Origin of the sequence: Rubrobacter tropicus (assembly GCF_011492945.1) — a bacterium.
Lineage (GTDB): Bacteria > Actinomycetota > Rubrobacteria > Rubrobacterales > Rubrobacteraceae > Rubrobacter_D > Rubrobacter_D tropicus.
This window is the reverse complement of sequence record NZ_CP045119.1, coordinates 1,883,161-1,900,134: the sequence shown is the minus strand read 5'-3', so window position 1 is coordinate 1,900,134 and position 16,974 is coordinate 1,883,161. Positions and strand designations below refer to the sequence as shown.

General features: G+C 66.6%; 22 protein-coding genes. 5 read left to right on the top strand and 17 right to left on the bottom strand.

Translation table 11 applies throughout. From position 1 onward, the window contains the following. Positions 1-67: 67 nt before the first annotated feature. The 4 genes from GBA63_RS09445 to GBA63_RS09430 form a co-directional block, all read right to left on the bottom strand. Positions 68-286: a zinc-binding dehydrogenase gene (locus GBA63_RS09445; RefSeq protein WP_407690837.1), complete on the bottom strand. Its 219-nt coding sequence runs from the start codon at positions 284-286 to the stop codon at positions 68-70. Then, entirely contained in the window at positions 264-497 is a 234-nt protein-coding gene (locus GBA63_RS09440; protein WP_166175532.1) for a hypothetical protein, read from the bottom strand. The genes GBA63_RS09445 and GBA63_RS09440 overlap by 23 nt, the downstream gene beginning before the upstream one ends. 27 nt (positions 498-524) lie before the next feature. Continuing rightward, positions 525-1,124, bottom strand: coding sequence for a helix-turn-helix domain-containing protein (locus GBA63_RS09435; protein ID WP_166175531.1), 600 nt, complete (start codon positions 1,122-1,124; stop codon positions 525-527). Between the two features lie 206 nt (positions 1,125-1,330). Next, positions 1,331-1,753 carry a DMT family transporter gene (locus GBA63_RS09430; RefSeq protein WP_166175530.1) on the bottom strand — a complete coding sequence of 141 codons (423 nt, stop codon included), beginning with the start codon at positions 1,751-1,753 and terminating at the stop codon, positions 1,331-1,333. 160 nt (positions 1,754-1,913) lie between these two features. Between GBA63_RS09430 and GBA63_RS09425 the strand changes: the two genes are divergently transcribed. Next, the gene (locus GBA63_RS09425) at positions 1,914-2,780 is read left to right on the top strand and encodes a metal-dependent hydrolase (protein WP_228282522.1); all 867 of its coding nucleotides are present in this window, start codon (positions 1,914-1,916) and stop codon (positions 2,778-2,780) included. Here the strand turns inward: GBA63_RS09425 and GBA63_RS09420 are convergent. The 9 genes from GBA63_RS09420 to GBA63_RS09380 form a co-directional block, all read right to left on the bottom strand. After that, a complete protein-coding gene (locus GBA63_RS09420) occupies positions 2,737-3,285 on the bottom strand; it encodes an adenosylcobinamide-GDP ribazoletransferase (RefSeq protein ID WP_166175529.1) in 549 nt (182 codons plus the stop codon). The two genes, GBA63_RS09425 and GBA63_RS09420, sit on opposite strands and share 44 nt — an antisense overlap. A 181-nt stretch (positions 3,286-3,466) precedes the next feature. Beyond that, positions 3,467-4,081 (bottom strand): bifunctional adenosylcobinamide kinase/adenosylcobinamide-phosphate guanylyltransferase, encoded by a 615-nt coding sequence (locus tag GBA63_RS09415; RefSeq protein WP_166175528.1) that lies wholly within the window; start codon positions 4,079-4,081, stop codon positions 3,467-3,469. Next, on the bottom strand, positions 3,979-5,049 hold the full coding sequence (locus tag GBA63_RS09410; protein WP_166175527.1) for a pyridoxal phosphate-dependent aminotransferase: 1,071 nt from the start codon (positions 5,047-5,049) through the stop codon (positions 3,979-3,981). The genes GBA63_RS09415 and GBA63_RS09410 overlap by 103 nt, the downstream gene beginning before the upstream one ends. Beyond that, the gene (gene cbiB, locus GBA63_RS09405; RefSeq protein ID WP_166175526.1) at positions 5,042-5,977 is read right to left on the bottom strand and encodes an adenosylcobinamide-phosphate synthase CbiB; all 936 of its coding nucleotides are present in this window, start codon (positions 5,975-5,977) and stop codon (positions 5,042-5,044) included. Before cbiB ends, GBA63_RS09410 begins: the two co-directional genes overlap by 8 nt. Next, positions 5,974-6,603 carry a hypothetical protein gene (locus GBA63_RS09400; protein WP_166175525.1) on the bottom strand — a complete coding sequence of 210 codons (630 nt, stop codon included), beginning with the start codon at positions 6,601-6,603 and terminating at the stop codon, positions 5,974-5,976. The genes cbiB and GBA63_RS09400 overlap by 4 nt, the downstream gene beginning before the upstream one ends. A gap of 185 nt (positions 6,604-6,788) precedes the next feature. Beyond that, positions 6,789-7,628: a DMT family transporter gene (locus tag GBA63_RS09395; RefSeq protein WP_166175524.1), complete on the bottom strand. Its 840-nt coding sequence runs from the start codon at positions 7,626-7,628 to the stop codon at positions 6,789-6,791. An 11-nt stretch (positions 7,629-7,639) separates the two neighbouring features. Beyond that, the gene (locus GBA63_RS09390; RefSeq protein WP_166175523.1) at positions 7,640-8,239 is read right to left on the bottom strand and encodes a YdcF family protein; all 600 of its coding nucleotides are present in this window, start codon (positions 8,237-8,239) and stop codon (positions 7,640-7,642) included. Further along, entirely contained in the window at positions 8,236-8,808 is a 573-nt protein-coding gene (gene mobA / locus GBA63_RS09385; RefSeq protein WP_228282520.1) for a molybdenum cofactor guanylyltransferase, read from the bottom strand. The genes GBA63_RS09390 and mobA overlap by 4 nt, the downstream gene beginning before the upstream one ends. A gap of 26 nt (positions 8,809-8,834) precedes the next feature. After that, a complete protein-coding gene (locus GBA63_RS09380) occupies positions 8,835-9,818 on the bottom strand; it encodes a PrsW family intramembrane metalloprotease (protein ID WP_166175521.1) in 984 nt (327 codons plus the stop codon). Between the two features lie 89 nt (positions 9,819-9,907). On the opposite strand from GBA63_RS09380, the gene GBA63_RS09375 reads away from it, so the two are divergent. The 3 genes from GBA63_RS09375 to GBA63_RS09365 all read left to right on the top strand — a co-directional run bounded on the left by GBA63_RS09375 (position 9,908) and on the right by GBA63_RS09365 (position 11,187). Then, positions 9,908-10,402 carry a flavin reductase family protein gene (locus GBA63_RS09375; RefSeq protein WP_166175520.1) on the top strand — a complete coding sequence of 165 codons (495 nt, stop codon included), beginning with the start codon at positions 9,908-9,910 and terminating at the stop codon, positions 10,400-10,402. Then, positions 10,403-10,870 (top strand): RidA family protein, encoded by a 468-nt coding sequence (locus tag GBA63_RS09370; protein ID WP_166175519.1) that lies wholly within the window; start codon positions 10,403-10,405, stop codon positions 10,868-10,870. 77 nt (positions 10,871-10,947) lie between these two features. After that, positions 10,948-11,187 (top strand): glutaredoxin family protein, encoded by a 240-nt coding sequence (locus GBA63_RS09365; protein ID WP_228282518.1) that lies wholly within the window; start codon positions 10,948-10,950, stop codon positions 11,185-11,187. A gap of 46 nt (positions 11,188-11,233) precedes the next feature. Here the strand turns inward: GBA63_RS09365 and GBA63_RS09360 are convergent, their stop codons facing one another. Continuing rightward, complete coding sequence (locus tag GBA63_RS09360) at positions 11,234-12,079, bottom strand: hypothetical protein (protein WP_166175517.1); 846 nt, start codon at positions 12,077-12,079, stop codon at positions 11,234-11,236. 117 nt (positions 12,080-12,196) lie between these two features. Between GBA63_RS09360 and GBA63_RS09355 the strand changes: the two genes are divergently transcribed. Beyond that, positions 12,197-12,838, top strand: a complete 642-nt coding sequence (locus GBA63_RS09355; protein WP_166175516.1) for a histidine phosphatase family protein — start codon at positions 12,197-12,199, stop codon at positions 12,836-12,838. 165 nt (positions 12,839-13,003) lie between these two features. Here GBA63_RS09355 and GBA63_RS09350 read toward each other — a convergent pair whose 3' ends face one another. The 3 genes from GBA63_RS09350 to GBA63_RS09340 all read right to left on the bottom strand — a co-directional run bounded on the left by GBA63_RS09350 (position 13,004) and on the right by GBA63_RS09340 (position 16,709). Then, positions 13,004-13,657: a cold-shock protein gene (locus GBA63_RS09350; protein ID WP_228282389.1), complete on the bottom strand. Its 654-nt coding sequence runs from the start codon at positions 13,655-13,657 to the stop codon at positions 13,004-13,006. Positions 13,658-13,769: 112 nt separating this feature from the next. Beyond that, positions 13,770-14,780: a prolipoprotein diacylglyceryl transferase gene (locus GBA63_RS09345; RefSeq protein WP_166175515.1), complete on the bottom strand. Its 1,011-nt coding sequence runs from the start codon at positions 14,778-14,780 to the stop codon at positions 13,770-13,772. Positions 14,781-14,837: 57 nt separating this feature from the next. Then, the gene (locus tag GBA63_RS09340) at positions 14,838-16,709 is read right to left on the bottom strand and encodes a recombinase family protein (protein ID WP_166175514.1); all 1,872 of its coding nucleotides are present in this window, start codon (positions 16,707-16,709) and stop codon (positions 14,838-14,840) included. Positions 16,710-16,974 lie beyond the last annotated feature (265 nt).

Sequence of the window (16,974 nt, the reverse complement as noted above, 5' to 3'; positions counted from 1 at the left end):
CGTGATCAGCTCGGCTAGTGAATCATCTTCGGCACCTTCTGCGGCCCGCCCCAAGAGATGTCGCGCCTCACACGGTGATGACGACCTTTCCTCGAGCGTCTCCTTCTCCGACATAACCAAAAGCCTCAGGGACCTCGCTCAGCGGGTATGTCTTATCGATTACCGTCGTGACCTTGCCGGCCTCAATGAGTTCTTTCATAAAAACTACATCTTCGTTGCTTGGTTGAACCGCCAGGATGCGTATTTTCTTGCCCGTGGTTCCTCTAATCCATGCTCCCAGGAGCAAAATCTGCAAAATTGTGGCTCTCCTTGGTCGGGCCTTTGGGCATCGAGAGACCGTAGAGCTTGCGGTTGACGGCTAGAATGCGGCCCACGGTGCGAGCGCCGAGGTGGATGCCGATCTGCGCCAGGGCCGCGCGCATCCTGAACTCACCGAGGTTGGGGTTCTCCCGCAAGCGACGGACGGCGGCGTACGCTCTCAGGTCCGTTTTTCGCACACCGCCTTTTTGTCCCCGCTTCTTGTCTTACAGCCCGGCCTCTCCTTCCTCGATCCATCGCTTCAGTATGGTGTAAACGGTGTCGCGGTTGATCCCCATGTAGCCCGCGATCGCCTTGACCGTCCACCCTTCGGCGTGCAGCGCGACCACCGCCCTCCTGCGCTCCCGCGCCTCCGAGATCTCGTGGTAGGGCTCGAAGCGCCTGAGTATCCGCAAGGGCACGGGTTCCTCTGCGAGGACGCGCTCGATGGTGTGCTTTCCGGGCCGCCTGCCCGTCCTGACGTAGCAGATCGTCCCGATCTCGCCCAGGCTGAAGCGTGGGTGCTCCGCCTTGAGCTCCACGATCATCCGCCTTATGATCGGCGGGAGCGGGCGGCGCTTGGCGCCTGCCGCGTCGAAGAGGCTCTCCATGCCTTCCTCTTCGAAGCGGGCCACCTTGCGGTACAGGGTTCGCTCGGCCGAGCCGGTTTCGCTCGCCCTCTGCGCGACGGATGCGCCGAACAGCGTCAGCGGGCGGACCTCCTCGTAAGCCAACTGCTCGGGCCATCTGCACAGGAGCGCGAGCTGCTCCCATTCGTCGGTCGGGTCTACCCTTCTCCGCTCGCTCCGCTCATCCGGTCCTCCCATATGTAGTGCCACGAGAGCGGAAGAGTGCCACGGGCCGTGGTTTGCTGCCAGTTCTACGGCGTCAGGCGAAGACACCCGTCTTTACTGCCAGGCCGGCGGCACGCGTACGCCGGGGAATTAATGGCGGGGTCTGTCAGGGTGTACGCCTGAGCAAAATCGCTCCCTCGCATGGATGCTTTGCCTGATGCCTGAGGCTCGAAACCTCCTTAGAACCTGACTACGAGCACCCCTCCGGCGATGATCAGGGCCACACCGACGACCTTGAGGATACCCACGTCCGGGCCGCCGCCGAAGACGCCGAGGGCGTCGAGGGCCAGGCCGAAGACGAGTTGGGAGGCGATGACGAGGGAGAGGGCCCTGGCCACTCCTCCCTGGGAGGCCGCTATGGCTATGGCGCCCACTATCACGGCCCCGAGTAGGCCGGAGGCGACCGCGTAACCGACGGCCCGGCCGGTGAAGTCGGGTTTGGCGAGCACCAGGGCGATTACGAGCGCCGCGAGGCTCGTGCACAGGCCGGAGATGGCGACCAGCACGGGGGCGCCCAGAGAGCGCTGGGCCACCGCCGTCAGGTTGGTCTGGACCGCGACGCACAGGCCCGCGAGCACCGCGAGCAGAACCACTACCTTCATACACCTCCGAGATCTCTCGATGAGCGTCCGGCCATTCCGGAGCCCGCGGGATTATATCTTCCGTTCCGGGCACCGTTTCCGGGACAACCCGATCGGGTACACGGCACGGTGTCCTTTTGTGGGATGTGAAGCGTAGATACGGAGGAAAATCGTGGAAGAGATGCTCGGCGGAACCAGGATCAACTACCTCGGCCACGCGGCCTTCAGGTTCGTAACGGCCGGTGGAGAGCAGATCCTTATAGACCCGTTCCTGACGGACAACCCGACGACGCCCGAGGACCTGAAGGAGGCCGGAGACGTCCACACCATCCTGCTCACCCACGGCCACTTCGACCACATGGGCGACACCGTGCCGATAGCTAAAGAGACGGGCGCCAACGTGGTCTCGAACTTCGAGATCTTCTCCTACCTGCAGGGGCAGGGCGTGGAGAACGGCCAGCCCATCCAGAAGGGCGGGACCGCGGAGATAGGCGGTATCAGGGTGACGGCCACGAACGCCTTTCACTCCTCGAGCATCCAGACCGAGGACGGGTCCCTGATCTACGGCGGCGAGCCTATGGGGTACGTGGTCGAGTTCGAGAGCGGCTTCCGCCTCTACCACGCGGGCGACACCTCCGTCTTCGGGGACATGCAGCTTATCGGGCAGCTCTACCACCCGGACCTCGCGCTGCTCCCCATCGGCGACCGGCTCGTGATGGGGCCCTTCGAGGCGGCCCACGCGGCGCGCCTCCTGGGCGTCAAGCACGTGGTGCCGATCCACTACAGCACGGACGTACTCCCCTTCTTCACCGGCACCCGGAGAAGCTCCGGGAGCACCTCGACGAGATCGCCCCGACGTGACGGTTCACGTCATGCAGCCAGGCGACGACCTGTCGAGTTAGCACGCCGCCTGCGGCGGCTTTCAGCACGCGGCGCCCTTCGGGCTCCGCTCTCAGCACTTCAGCCTGTCAGCTCTTGTTGGCCCCGGCTCTTCGGAGTCGGGGCTACGCCGTTGCGCTTAGAACGATCAGGAGAACCGTCCGGGTGAGCTCGCCCGTGGCACCAATTGAATCGCCGCTGATGCCGCCGAAGGCCCGGCCGGAGACGTGGAGGCCGAAGACAGCGGTGAGAAGGACGCTCAGGATAGCGAGAACGCCCGTCGCACCCGCGGGCAAGATGAAGGGGAGCGGCGCCAAGAGGGCGAGGGCCAGGGCCAGCGGTCTGCGCGGCCCGGCGAGGTGCTCGACGAAGGGGACTGAAGAGGAGGTCGTCTCGGCGGGGCTGCCAAAGGCCATCATCAGGAGCATCGCGGAGCGGGAGGAGATCTCCCCGGCGACCAGGAAGAGCGCGGCGCGGATGGGCGAGACCTCAGCCAGCGCGGCGAGGGCGGCCGCCGCCGGAGCGTAGACCAGGAAGAGGGCGCCGAGGCCCCCGACCCCGACTCTCCCGTCTTTCAGGACGGCCCTACGCCTCGCGGAATCGCCGTGAACCATGAGCGCGTCACCGGCGTCGAGGACGCCGTCGGAGTGGTGAAAGCCGGCGGCCAGCAGCACGCCCCGAGCGCCAGAACCGCCGCCACGGATGGAGGCAGGACGTAGGCCAGGAGCAACAGCAGTACGCTAGGGGCCGCCGTGAAGAGGCCGACCAGGGGTAAGAGGTGGGAGGCGCGGGCGGCGTCTTTCAGGGAAGGTCCTGTTACCGGATAGACGGTGAAAAAGGCGAGGAGGGCGCGCACTACTTGATCCTGACCCCGACCCCGGCCACGCAGAGGTGGACCTCCTCGGCGACGGCCGCAGCCCGTTGGTTGATGAGGCCCAGGGCATCTCTGAAGGTCCGGGCCGCCTCGTTCTCTGGCACCACCCCGAGACCCACCTCGTCGCTCACCAGCACGAAGGGCGTCGGTAGCGCCGAGATCTTCTCAAGAAAGCCGTCGAAAGCCCGCAGTGTCTCTTTCTCGCCCACCGAGAAGAGGTGCGCCGAGGCCCACAACGTCAGGGAGTCGAGCAGCACCGCGTCCCAGGAGCCCGCCTCCTCCGGGACCTTTCCGAGATCTCCCGCTTCGACCGTGCCCCAGCCGGCGGGCCGGCGCATTCGGTGAAGCGCGACCCGCCGCCTGAGGTCGGGGTCGTCCCCGAGAATGGCCGTCGCCACGTACAGGACCCGGTCCCCGCCAAGTTCCGCGACGATCCGCTCGGCAAGCGAACTCTTGCCGCTCCTGGCGCCGCCGATGATGAGAGCCCGGACGCCTACAACGCCCTCCGAATACCGTCCACAAGCGTATCGTTTTCCTCTTCGCCACGCACGGCCACCCGGAAGAACCCCGGGCCAAGACCCGCGAAGGGCTCGCATCCCCTCACCAGGATGCCCAGCCGCGCCAGCCGTTCCGGCATCGCCGCCGGCCCCCGGACGAGGAGAAAGTTCGCCGCGCTGGGGAAGACTTCCAGCTCCGGCAGGGAACCGAGCGCCGCCGAGAGGCCGTCGCGCAGGCGTGCTACTCCCCTTACGGACCTCTCCGCGAAGTCCGAATCGCCCGCGGCGGCGATGCCGGCCGCGGCGGCGACGGCGTTGACGGGCCAGGAGGGTTGCAGGGCCTGCGCCCGCGGCACGTCGTGGCAGACCAGGCAGCCGAGCCTGAGGCCCGGTATGGCGAAGAACTTGGTGAAGGACCTGGCGACGAAGAGGCCGTCTTGCATCTCGCTCGCGACGCTCGCTTCGGGGACGAAATCCACGAAGGCTTCGTCCAGGATCAGGACCGCCCCGGCGTCCCCGACGCGCGTGGCGATCTCCAGCACTTCCTCTCGTCCCAACACCTCGCCGGTCGGGTTGTTCGGGTTGCACAGGAAGACGGCGGCGACCCCCCGCAAGTCCTCAAATACCTCTGGCGCGATACGGAAGCCGTTGCCCGGGCGGCGGCAGACGCGTCGAACGATCTCCATCCCGGCCGCCTCGGCCGCAGCCGCGTACTCGCTGAAGGTGGGCTCCAGCACGAGCGCTTTCCCGCTCTTGCCGGCGGCCCTGGCCGCGAGAAAGAGGGCCTCGGCCCCCCCGTTGGTCGGCACGACGCTCCCCGGATCCACCCCGAGGTATCCGCCGAGCGCCTCCCGCAGGCGCGTGTAGGAGAGGTCCGGGTAGCGCCCGGTGTCCTCGACCAACGCCCTCCGGGCCGCCTCCAGCGTGGCCGGGGGGGCACCTAGTGGGTTGATGTTCTGGCTGAAGTCGAGAAATCCTTTGTCCGCCCCCCCCATCGCCCTGGAGGCGGCCTCGCCGTGCGCCCCGTGGTGGCGCGAGCCCGGGTGGCTCGCCCAGCCCTCAACCACGCCGGGCCCCCTCGACCAGCAGCATCGTGAGCGCGAGAAACGCGCAGAGCCGGCGCATCAGGCGCACGGCACGCCCGATGTCGCCCGCCTGCGGCGGGCGTCCCTCCCCGAGGAGAGCCCCCGGCCGCCCGACCCCGCCGTAGACGTTCGTGCCTCCCAGACGCAGGCCGAGCGCGCCGGCGAAGGCAGCCTCCACGTATCCGGCGTTCGGGCTGGATGAGAGCGGCCCATAACGAAGGGCGGTCGTGATCGTCCTCGCGGGAGCTCCCGACGCAGCAGCGACCGCGAGAACCGTCAGTCGGGCGGGGGCCAGGTTGGCGAGGTCGTCCAGGCGGGCGCCGGCCCAGCCAAGCTCCAGGTACGGCCCGCGACGATACCCGACCATCGAGTCGATCGTGTTCACCGCCTTGTAAGCGAGGGCTCCCGGGGCGCCGAACAGGAACCCGTAGAGCATCGGGCCGATTACGCCATCGCTCGCGTTTTCCGCAACCGACTCGACGGCCGCGCGGGAGACGCCGCGCGGCGTCAGGTCGGCCGTGTCCCGCCCCACGAACTCACCTACTCGGGAGCGGGCCGCGTCGACATCTCCCCCATCCAGTTCCCGCTGAACAGACTCGGCGGCCGAGGCGAGGCCACGCATGGAGATCGTCGTCGAACCGAGGGCGACCTCTACGACCGGGCGTAGACCACGAGGTGTAAAGCGAAGTACCGAGCGGGCGCAGAGGAAGACCAGGGCCGGCAGAGAGCCGGCGAGCAACACACCGGCGATTCGACGGTCCCGCGGGTTCTTCAAACGTAAGGCGCGGTTTTCGTAGGCCGAGATCGCGCGTCCCATCCAGACGGTCGGGTGAAGCGCCTCGGGCGGCTCGCCGAGGAGCGCGTCTAGCAGGAGGGCCGCCGCGACCGCCGGCCCGTACGTTTGCCTCATCCCGGTCCGGGCGCCTCGTCGGGGCCCGTCTTGGACCGGCCTCGCAGGAGCCCGACGAGCCCGCCAACAGTACCGAGGAGAACGGCGCGGAGCACGAAGTTGGTGAGGGAGCGGCCGAGGTCCCTGGGGGCCGGCGGGCCGAGAGATTCCTCGACCTCTGAGACGTCGGCGGGCGGCGGGACGTCGTTTACCTCCTGCGGCGACTGGCCTTCCTCCCTGCGGCGGTCCTGGATCTCGTCGCGCACCCCGTTGACGTAAGCGACGACCTCGGGGGCGGCCTCCCTCGCGTAGGCGCGCATCTCGTCGGCGAGCACCGTCGCCTGCAAAAGGGTCGTGAGCGAGAGGGCGAACCCGACGAGGATGGCGACCACGGTCGCCGCGAGGGCGCCGTCGCGCAGCAGGAGGGAACGGTAGGAGACGCCGGGGTCGAGCCTCACGGGACGCATCCGGATCGCCGCGATAATGGCGAGGAACAGGAATGCCGCCAGCGAGAGGCGCGTGCGGTACGAACCGATAGCGGCGAGCACCCAACCCGCCGTCTCCGACGGGTCCAAAAACAGGAAGTACAACTCCGCCACGACCGCCAGGGCCGCCGCAAGCGCACCATAGAACAACCCGGTTCTCAAAGGTCCCAAAATGCTCCTCTGTCAGACAAGTCTCGGGGTCCAGAATACAACATCCCGCCCCACCCTCGGTGTGAACGAGCCGATCAGCTTGTCAGCACGCTGCGCCCTATCGGGCTCCGCTCTCAGCCCGTCAGCAAAAAGCTGAAGTGCTGACAAGCTGAAACGCTGACAGGCTGAAATGCTGACTAGCTGACCGGCTGATCGGCTTTCCGGCGTCCCCGGAGGAGCAGGAAGATCCCGACCAGCACGATGGCCCCGCCGATGACCGTGACCGGTCCCGGCTTCTCGGCGAGCACGAGCCAGGCGAGGAGGGCTGCCACCACCGGTTCGGCGAGGACGGTGCCCGAGATGACCGAGGCTTCGACGTAGCGCAGGGCCCAGTTGAAGACGGTGTGGCCCAGGATCTGGGGGCCGACGGCTATCGCGATCAGCCAGAACCACGTCTCCCCGGGATATCCCCACATCCTGTCACCCGACAACAAGGCGGCTGGCAGCAGGGCTCCCGCCGCGGCCGAGTAGAGCACTATCGAGTACGGAAGGACGCCGACGGGTTCGGCGGCGGAGCGCTGGGAGCGCCCGATCAGGACGTAGACCGTGAAGGTGAGTGCCCCAAGGAGAGCCAGCGCGTTGCCGAAGAGGGCGGCGGAGCCCGCGGAGCCGTCCTGTGCGATGACGATGGTTCCGCCGAGGGCTACCAGGATGCCGGCGAACGAGACGGGCGTGGTCCTCTCTCCGAAGAGGAGGTAGGCCAGGATCGCCACGAAGACCGGCGTATTGCTCACGAGCACCACGCTCGCCGCGACGCTCGTGTAGTCGAGGGAGGAGATCCAGAACCCAAAGTGCGCCCCGAGGGCCACGCCCGAGGCGATCCCGACGTACAGGGATCTGCCTTTCGGAAATTCGTCCTTTCGGACCAGAGCCGGCGGCAGCAGGATGAGGACGCCCAGGGCGCAGCGCCAGAACGCGACGGCGAGCGCGGGGGCGCCTGCGAGCCGGATCATCACCGCGGCCGACGAGACGGCCACGACCCCGACGGCTACCGCCCCGAGCGCCCCCCCACCCCGTACCTCATCGCGTACCAGACCAGAGCCCCGCTTTCCCTGAAGAACTGCCCCCGACGCAACCACGGGTCACGCCACATCGGGCTACTATACACGGGCTCCGGCCGGGCGCAGATACCCACCCTCTCGAAAGCCGCGGCCGTCCTGACGCAGTGGAGCGGATCGGTCACGACCAGTACCTCCCGTACACCGTGCCCTGCCAGAACGTCGGCCAGCAACCGCGCGGAGTCCCACGTGCTCTCGGCCTTGTCTTCGATCTCCACGGCTTCGTCGGGTACGCCATCCTGCCCGAGTATTCGCGCCATGACCTCGGCCTCGGTCGGCGGGTGCTTGCCGAGGCCACCGGTAACGACGAGGCGGTCGATCCCGCCCGCGGCGTACATCCGGGCGGCGTGGAGCACCCTCGCCTCGAGCGTCCGGCTCGGCCTCCCACCGGCCAGCACCTGCGTCCCGAGCACGACCGCCACGGAAGGCCCCGCCCCCGAGGAATCGTGCCCACGAAATCCCCTGCCCCGGTAGACAGACAGCAGCTCGAGGAGCCCGAAGAGCAGTCCTTTAAAAGGAATACCGCTCAACCGCCGGCCAATTCCCTCGCCCGGCGCAGATCCCCGGGCGTGTTGACGTTCATCAGGAGCATGTCGGGGTCGCCGAACGGCAGGATCTCCGCCTCCTCCACGTAGGCGACCCGCCCCAACCGTCCGACGAACTCGCCCACGGACCGTACCCCTTCGTCGAGGGCCGATACCACGTGCGGCAGGATGGATCTCTGGTACGCGGCGCAGAGCGGGTGAAGCCTTCCCCCGCGACGCGGAACCACCGCCTGGACCCCGCGCCCGACGAGCTCGTCGAGGAGGTACGAGATCAGTTCGGGACTCAAGAAAGGCAGGTCGCCGGCCGCGGCGAAGACCAGCGGGAAGCGGGCCTCTCGAAGCCCCGCTTCCAGGCCGGCGAGCGGTCCTTCACCGGGCCTGGCGTCTTCGACCCCGCGGACGTTTCGGAGAACCTCGTTGACACGGCCTGCCAGGATCACCTCGTCGCAGCGGCGCGAGAGGGCGTTCGCGACGTGTTGGATCAGGGTTTCGCCACCCACTTCGAGGGCCAGCTTGTCCCGGCCCATCCTGCGGCTCCGTCCGCCGGCGAGGATCAGGCCCGACGCGGGCCGCGTCCGGTTCAGGTGCCCGTCCGCGGGGCCATCCCCCCCCTCAGCGCCACCACCTTGTTTCGCAGGGCCAGCACCCGGTCGCGGCGGATCGCGGTGTCCGCCCGGCGGGCGAGGCGCTTGGAGACGGCCAGCTCGACGGCGGTCCCGTGCAACGCGCGGGCGCGGCGCCAGGTCGTGAACTGGCCCGAGAAGATCAGGCCCAAGTAGTAGATAGTCTTTCGGAAGTAACTAGGGAGTATGGAGTACTCCTGCGGCGTTATGGTGCCGGCGCCGACCTCGTCGCGGAGCTCGGTCCGGATCATGCGCCGCTCCATGGTAAGCCACACGATTATGATCGCGGCGTAGATCAGCAAGACGACGAACAACCCCACGTAGGCGACCGGCCCGAACACGGTGGCGACAAAGTTGAAGGTCGCGTGCAGCAGGATGGCCGCGAGCAGGCCGAGCAGGGGCAGCAGAACCTTCAAGAAACCGCCGCGGACCCAGGGGATGAGGCCGATCCCGATGCCCGTGAGCGAGGTGAACGCGGCGTGGGCGAAGCCGCCGAAGATCCTGCGCATCACGAAGGTCTCGGACCCGAACTGCAACCCGTAAAGGATGTCCTCGGCGATGGCGAACCCGAAACCGACCGCCGACCCGTAGACGATGCCGTCCATGACCCCCGCGAACTCGACGAGCCCGCGCCTGCGGGCCGCCGCGTATGCCACCAGGAACGCTATGAGCAGCGCGAGGCCCTTCGCGGTCTCCTCGACCGGCGGCGCCACGAAGACGGCCGTAAAGAAGGTGGCGGCCTGATTTCCGGCGAGGCTGCTTATGGTGACGGACGCTATGGTGTTGAAGATGAGCGAGACCGTCGTGGCGACCGCGAACCCCCAGACGAACACGGGTATCACGTACCGCAACGACTCGCGCTCGTACAGGTCGATAGCCCTTATAAAGAACAGGTAGAGCACGGCCTGTAGTACACCGATCCCAACCAGCGAGGCGCTCAAGGCCAATCTATATCCCTCCGACAGATCTCATGGGCCGCAAGTATACCCACTCTTGGTAGAATACCGGTGTCGGAACCGAGAGGAGAGATTTGGACAGGGATCCCCACGAGCGCGGCGCCGTCCTCGGCGCCCTTCGCCACCTTACCCACGGGGTCTACGTGCTCGGCACCCGCCGCGGCCGCCAATCGAACGCGATGTCGGCCTCCTGGGTGATGCAGACCTCGGAACGCCCCCCCTGCGTGGCCGTGGCCGTCAGAAACGACCGCTACTCCCACGACATCATCCTGGAGAGCGAGACTTTCGCCCTCAGCGTCCTGCGCGACGACCAGGTGAACGTGGCGACCCACTTCGGCGAGACGAGCGGCGAGTACGAAGACAAGCTGCGCGGCGTCCCCTACGGCCTCACCCCGAACGGCTCGCCCTACCTCCTCGACTGCCTGGCCTACCTCGACTGCCGCGTGATGGACCGCGCCCGAGCCGGCGACCACACGGTCGTTGTCGGCGAGGTTACTGCCGGGGAGACCCTCGACACCAACTACCCGCTCATCTACGACCCCGGCGAGTACGAAGAGGCCCTGCGCTAGATGGGCCTCAAGAGCCGTCTCCAAGACCTCGGCTTCGAGCTCCCACCCGTACCAACCCCGGCAGGCTCCTACGTCCCGGCAACGCGGACGGGGGACCTGATCTTCACGGCCGGCCAACTCCCGTTCAGCGACGGGGTACTCCACCGCGCCGGAAAAGTGGGCGCGGCCGTCACGCTGGAGGAGGCCCAAGAGGCGGCCAGGCTCTGCGCCCTCAACGCCACCGCCGCCGCCGCGGAGAAAGCCGGCGGCCCGGACAGCCTTGGCAGCGTCGTAAAAGTCACGGGCTTCGTCGCCTCGGCGCCGGGCTTCAACGGCCAGCCCGACGTCCTGAACGGGGCATCCGAGCTTCTCGGGCAACTCTTCGGTGAAGCCGGCCTGCACGCCCGTTCGGCCGTTGGCGTCGCCGAGCTTCCCCTCGACGCGCCCGTCGAGGTTGAGGTCATATTCGGCCTCGACCCACCCGCCTGACCGCTTTAACCAATTTCATAGGTGGGTATAATCCGAATGTTCGTATACGTTTACAGAGGAGTCTCATCTTGGAAGCCATGAGGGAGAAGACAGACGTCAGGCTGTACACCGGCAGCTACTGCCCTTACTGCCGCAGGGTAAAAAAGGAGTTGGACAGGCTGGAGCTCGATTATGAATCGGTCAACGCGGACGAGGACGGGCGGCAGGAAGTCATCCGGCTCTCGGGCCAGCGGGCGATCCCGATCCTGACCATCGGCGACGAGGTCCTCGTCGACTCGAGCAACATCATCAGGGAGCTCCGCAAGCGTTACTCGTAAGAGCAGGCTCTTGGTAAGGCGTCCACGGCTCCAGTTGTCGGGGGCGCTACTCCCGGGCGTTGGGGGGCTCGCCCTCCTTCAGGACCTTCAAAACGTAATCGGCGTAGAAGGCCATCGACTCTTCGGGTCCGCTCCTTAGAAACGCGTTCGCCTTCCCGATAGGGTCGAGGGCGAAACCTTCGACTTCGACGACCGGGCCTTCGCCCCACTCTTCGCCCTCGCGCCAGGCCGCCCCGTGGCCCGCGTTCCTGCGCACCGTCTCGCCGAGAAAGCCGCCCACGCCCGCGACGAGCCCCTCAGTGACCGGAGGGGTGTCTCCTTCCGTCTCGTCGGCGGCCAGGGCGGCCATGAGGAGGTCCTCGACGAGGGTGAGGTAGCCGGGCTCGAAGTCCAGGTCAACGCCCCAGTGGCGGCTCGCGACCTCGCGGAAGACCGTCGCGGCCTCTTCCGGGCGGTCGACGCGAAGCCTCAGGAGGTCTAGTTGAAGCAGCGCGGCCGGAGAACGCCCGCAGAAAAAGCGCAGTTGCTCCGGGACCGGGTAGGCGCTAAGCAGCTCGAGCTCGGCGTCGGCGTGCTCGGAGTTGCGCAGCACGGCCGCCCGTTCGGCCACCTCGCGCTCGCTGCGCTCGTCCCACGGCCCCGTCGCGACCTCCACGAAAAACGTCTCCTCGTCCTTGAGGAGGTGGATCGGCAGCACCACCTGTCCGAGGGGGGACCGGATCTCCTTGAAAAGCTCCAGGATGCGTCCCCCGCGCTCCTCCAGCTCGCCAGCCACCCGCAAGATCGTCGCCGGGCGCGGCGCGTCGGGCGTCACCCGTATCGGCCCAGAGCGCCCTTCTCCGGCGCCTTCTTCGGGCGCTTCCTGCGACCCGTCTTCGCCCCTCCAGAACACTGCGCCGCAACCTCCGATCTGGCTCAAAGAACCTGCAAAGTTTAGCATCGGCGCGTATTTGCCGGCACGACCCCGATAGACTATCTTATGCCAATGCCTGAACGACAAGAGCTGCTAATGGTGCGCCACGGACAATCGACCGCAAACGCGAAGGGCGTCTGGCAGGGCCAGATGGAGTTCCCGCTCTCCGAAGACGGACGCCTTCAGGCGGCCCTCGCCGGAAAGGCCCTCGCCAGGGAACCCTTCGAAGCCCTCTACTCCAGCCCGCTCGCCCGGGCCTTCGAGACGGCGACGATCATAGCCAGAGAGTCGGGATTTCGAGAGGAGATCGTCCCGCTGGACGGCCTCAGCGAACGCCACGGCGGCGTCCTCGAAGGCCACACCTGGGCCGAGCAGGAGAGACTGGACCCCGCGTTCGCCAAAAAGTTCCTCTCCCTGCCGGAAGAAGACCGCTGGGCCTTCGCCGGCGCGGAGACGGACGAGGAGGTAATGGAACGCTTCGAGGCCGCGATCTCGGAGATAAGAGAGCGTCACCCGGAAGGTACTCGCATCGTCGTCGTCTCCCACGGGGGTGCTATGCGGGCTTTTCTGCGCGACAGGTTCGGCCCGGACGTCCTGCCGGGGACCCACAGGGCGGCGAACGCCTCGATCACGCGCATCGGCTGGGGCCGAAACGGAACCGGCCCGGAATTACTAGACCTGGCCTCGACACTACACCTCCCCGGCGAGGAAGGCCCGGACAAGACCAGAACAGAGTAAGCGGGTTGCGGAGGCGAAACGCCTCCGCAACCCGCGCTTTCAGCTATCAGCCCGCTGCGGCCTTCGGCCTCCGCTCTCAGCGGTCAGCTATTTTGCACTTGCTGAAAGCTGATCGCTGAAGGCTGATCGCTGGAAGCCCTCTGCAAGCCGCTCTGGCGCTGCGATCTAGCCGAGGGTGCGGACGCTGCGGGCGTTTGGGCCGCGGTCGTTGCGGCCGACCTCGTACTCGACCTCGCCGTTCGGAGATAGCGCGGACGGGTCGCCCTCGACCTCGGAGTGATGCACGAAAAGGTCGTCACCCGTGGGACGAACGAGGAAGCCGTAGCCTTTCTCCGGGTCGAACCACTTGACGCGCCCCTGCTCACGCTTCGGGGCGGCGGTTTCTACGGCCTCCTCAGGCTCAGGCTCGGCCTGGCCGTTGGTCGCAACGAGCGTCCAGGCCTGCCCGTCGGAGTCCCCGTCGGGCGTCTCCGCGGCGTCCGGTTCGAGAACTATGGAATCCTCGGCCACCTTCACCACGACCGCCTCGACGTCGGCCCAGTGCTCCTTCCAGATCGGGTCCTCCGCGACTGCCGGATCTAGCCAGAGGCCCCAGCCGTCGTTCTCGCCGTGGTCGAGCACGCCCTCGAAGAGGACCTCGGGCTCCCTGGGTCCGCGCTCGCGGCGGTAGATGTCGTTGCGGGAGCGAAAGGACTGCACCGAAGAGGCGCTGGTCCCGAGGGCGTCGGCGATCCAGTCGTCCGTCTTGCCCGCCTCCACCCACTCCCGGATACGGTCCATATGCGGTTTCAACGCTATGCGCTTCCTGGAGTCTGCCATGCTACCGCCTGCTCCTTCTTGCCCTACCGTGGGTTACGAGAGATGTTTTTGAACGATGATTGACGATGTCCCTTGGTGACGCCGACCGGCATTTTACCACCTCATCCCTCTACTATGCATCCTCCCGCCCCGAGGTTCCGGGCTCGTCTTGCCGGCCGGACCCCGGCGGCGAGGCCTTCCTGGCCGGCCCTTCCTCCTCCGCGACCCCGGGCGCGTCCTTCGCCTGCGGGTCCTGAACCCTCGACGGCTCTTCTCCCGAGGCGGGATCTCCCCGTACCTCCGCCCGCTCCGCCCTCTCCGGCGGGACAGGCTTCTGCTCTCCCGGCTCGTCGGCCGCGCCGCCCGAGACGGCCCCGCCCTCCGAAGCGATCTCCTCTCCCCGGGATGACTCGGAAGGTGTCTCCTGAGTCTCGCCGCGCGGCGGCTCCGGGTAGTCTCTGAAGCCCTCGCGGCCGAGTTCGGCGAGCATCTCGCCGACCACGGGGGCCGGTAGGTCCAGGCGCAGCGCCAGGTCTTCGGCGGCGGCCAGCGTCTCGTAGGGGTCGGCGCCCGCGCGGTAACCGAGGGCTTCCAGCGCCCCGGCAACGTCAGGGCCTGGGACGAGGGTGTTGCCGCCGGCGGCGACGCGGAGGTGCTGCAGCAGGTAGAGGTCGAGGCCGCCGACCACGCCTATAACGGGTTCGGTCTCGAAGATCCTGCGCCGCACGAAGAGGCGGGTGTCGTAGCCGTCGGCCCAGCGCCTGAGCACTTCCCTCTCGTCCACGTAGTTGTACTGGGCGACCCGGTGCTGGAACTGCCCGAGGAGCTTGCCGGTGAGGACGCGCAGCGCGCCGTCCCCGAAAAACCAGTCGTTCCCCTCCACGTTCATTATGCCGCTGGTGTGGGCGATGGTGAGCGGCTCCTCCTCGTCCTCGAAAGCATCCCGGAACGAGCGGACCATCTTCCTCACCTCTTCGGGCGGGCGCCCGCTCTTCATGAGGGCCGTCTCGTAGACGACCATCGCGGCGAGCCCGCCCGTGACTTCGTCCAGCCTCCGGGCCGCGCGGGCCAGCCGCCGATCAAAGTCCTCAAGGTTTCTTACCTTCCAGGCGGCCTCTACCGCCCTATCCGCAACCTCGACCATGGTATCTCCTCGACCTTCAAAAAGAGCCTTTGGGCCAATATAGCATCTCGCCGGGCCTCAATTGGGTTCCCGCAGCCGGTAGACGCCCGGGGCCGTCTGGGCGAACGGCGTCTCGGGGTTGTCCCGCACGTCCACGGAGAGGCGGGCGCGCATGGTGTTCTGGGGGGTGCGGCCGGCGCTCTTCAGGTAGCCGGACTCTAGCGCGATCTCGGTAGCGTTCTCAAGTGTAGTGCGCCCTTCCTCTCCTATCGCCTCTATCAGCCGGCCGCCCAGGAGCAGGGTCGGGCCCTCATCCACGGTCGCCCGTAACCCCATCATACGGTAGATCCTTTGGCGACCTTCGGGGGATAGGTTCTTCAACCGCTCCGATGTCGTTGCGGCGTACTTCTCGACGAGCGTTTCTCGCGCCTCCATTAGTGAGGCCAGCCGCGAGGTGCGGGATTTGGACTTCGCCGCCTCCACCATGGCGTGGTCCTTCCTTTCCTCTATTTCGATCCTTTTGGCGTCGAAGGCGGCCTCGTCGATCTTGCCCTTCAGGTAGAGGTCTAGCAACAGTCCCGATTCCTTCTCGCACGCTTCGGCCTTCTTGAGCCATCGCCTCGCCTCGCCCGCAGGGTCGCCCCTGAGCAGTTTTTCTTCCTGCCTCACCATCTCGTCGAGCCCCTTTTTCAGCAGTTCCGGGTTGCTCAAGAGGGTCTTGACGAAGGTCCACGCCATCCCGTCGAGGTCTTCGCGCCTGTAGGAAGGCGGGACACCGCAGGCGTCCTTCCCTTCCCGCACCTTCGTCGAGCAACGATAGTAGAAATAGTCGGGTTGGGTCTTTCTCCGACGCTCCTTGCGGTGATAGACCTGCAGGACCATCCCGCACCTCTCGCAACGCAACATCCCTCCCGACAGCTCGAAGACCTTCGGGCTGTTGCTATTCGGGAACCTGTTCGAGCCCAGGTATACACGGGCGGCCTCGACCCACTCCAAGGGTACCCCGGCGTCGGGGACCAGAACGGCTATGTGGTCCTTCTCGGGCTTTTTCGTGGTGACGCGGCGCTTGCGGTACTCCCTTCTGCCGCCGGGACCCACCTCCACATCCGGGCGCGTGACGTTCTTGCGCGTGTTGAACCACCAAACGCCATATGGCTGCTCTGGGTCCAGGTCCGCGAAGACCTCTGGGGACATCTGGCGAGCTGTGACCAACTCCGCGATATCTTTCGAGTAATGAGGCCTGTAGACATCGTTCTGAACGATCTCCTTGATGGTTCTCTCCACCCATCGCGGGCGGCCCGAGGGAGAGGGTGTGCCCTCCGTTTCGAGGGCCTTTCTCGTGGACCTGAGTGTCATGCCCTCCACTCCGATCATGCGAAAGATCCGCCGGACCACGGCCATCTTCTCCTCGTCTACGACGTAGGTCTTGCGGTCCTCGGAGTTACGGTAGCCGTATTTAGGGACGCGGGTGGCAACGACCTGCCCCTTCCTCGCCCTCTCCAGCTTGCCGCCGAACATGCGCCTGACGACGCGTTTCTTTTCGTAGCCGCTGAAGAGGTCCATCACTCCGTCGGCCAGTTGCCCTTCAGGGGAATCGTCCCCCCTCGAATCCAGGGCGACCACCCTGACCCCGAGTTCCTCGAACTCCTCCTTGAGGACCTGCGCCAGGAGCCCCCTGGCCCAGCGGTCGCGGACGGCGACGACCACCACGTCTATCTTTCTGGCTTCCGCGAGATCCCGCAACTCGTCGAGGCCGGGACGTACCGACCATCCCCCCGACCAATCCACGTCCTTTACCGTCTCGACCACCCGGAAACCGTTGGCGTCGCAGTATTCGGTGGCGGTGCGAACCTGCGCCTCCGGCGAGAAGCCGTCGTCCTGCCTGGTGGTCGAAACCCTAACGTACAAAGCGGCCCGCGATGGGACCGCCGTTAGATGCTTTTCTGCCATCGCCGCGCCTCTCTCCCTTACGACACTCCACGATCGTATTCTACTTTTCTTTCGCTGTCGGTGCCCCCATCAGATTCCTCTGGAGTATCGAGCACGAAGCGGTAGATCTCGGCCAGGGTCAAGGCGACCTGGCGGTCGAAGTCCCTTTGGCTCCCAAGACCAGAATCCGCCGAGGGTTTCTGTAAACCCTCAGCCATTCGTATCTTCCGACAGCCCCATACCCATGCCCAATCCAAGAAATTTGAGAAGATCTTTCATGCGAAAC

Coding starts and splice junctions, on each gene's coding strand:
- GBA63_RS09365 (WP_228282518.1), top strand. CDS start 10,948: ATGAGGGAGAAGACAGACGTCAGGCTGTACACCGGCAGCTACTGCCCT.
- GBA63_RS09415 (WP_166175528.1), bottom strand. CDS start 4,081: ATGCGAGCCCTTCGCGGGTCTTGGCCCGGGGTTCTTCCGGGTGGCCGT.
- cbiB (WP_166175526.1), bottom strand. CDS start 5,977: ATGAGGCAAACGTACGGGCCGGCGGTCGCGGCGGCCCTCCTGCTAGAC.
- GBA63_RS09350 (WP_228282389.1), bottom strand. CDS start 13,657: ATGGCAGACTCCAGGAAGCGCATAGCGTTGAAACCGCATATGGACCGT.
- GBA63_RS09340 (WP_166175514.1), bottom strand. CDS start 16,709: ATGGCAGAAAAGCATCTAACGGCGGTCCCATCGCGGGCCGCTTTGTAC.
- GBA63_RS09435 (WP_166175531.1), bottom strand. CDS start 1,124: ATGGGAGGACCGGATGAGCGGAGCGAGCGGAGAAGGGTAGACCCGACC.
- GBA63_RS09345 (WP_166175515.1), bottom strand. CDS start 14,780: ATGGTCGAGGTTGCGGATAGGGCGGTAGAGGCCGCCTGGAAGGTAAGA.
- GBA63_RS09430 (WP_166175530.1), bottom strand. CDS start 1,753: ATGAAGGTAGTGGTTCTGCTCGCGGTGCTCGCGGGCCTGTGCGTCGCG.
- GBA63_RS09370 (WP_166175519.1), top strand. CDS start 10,403: ATGGGCCTCAAGAGCCGTCTCCAAGACCTCGGCTTCGAGCTCCCACCC.
- GBA63_RS09425 (WP_228282522.1), top strand. CDS start 1,914: ATGCTCGGCGGAACCAGGATCAACTACCTCGGCCACGCGGCCTTCAGG.
- GBA63_RS09355 (WP_166175516.1), top strand. CDS start 12,197: ATGGTGCGCCACGGACAATCGACCGCAAACGCGAAGGGCGTCTGGCAG.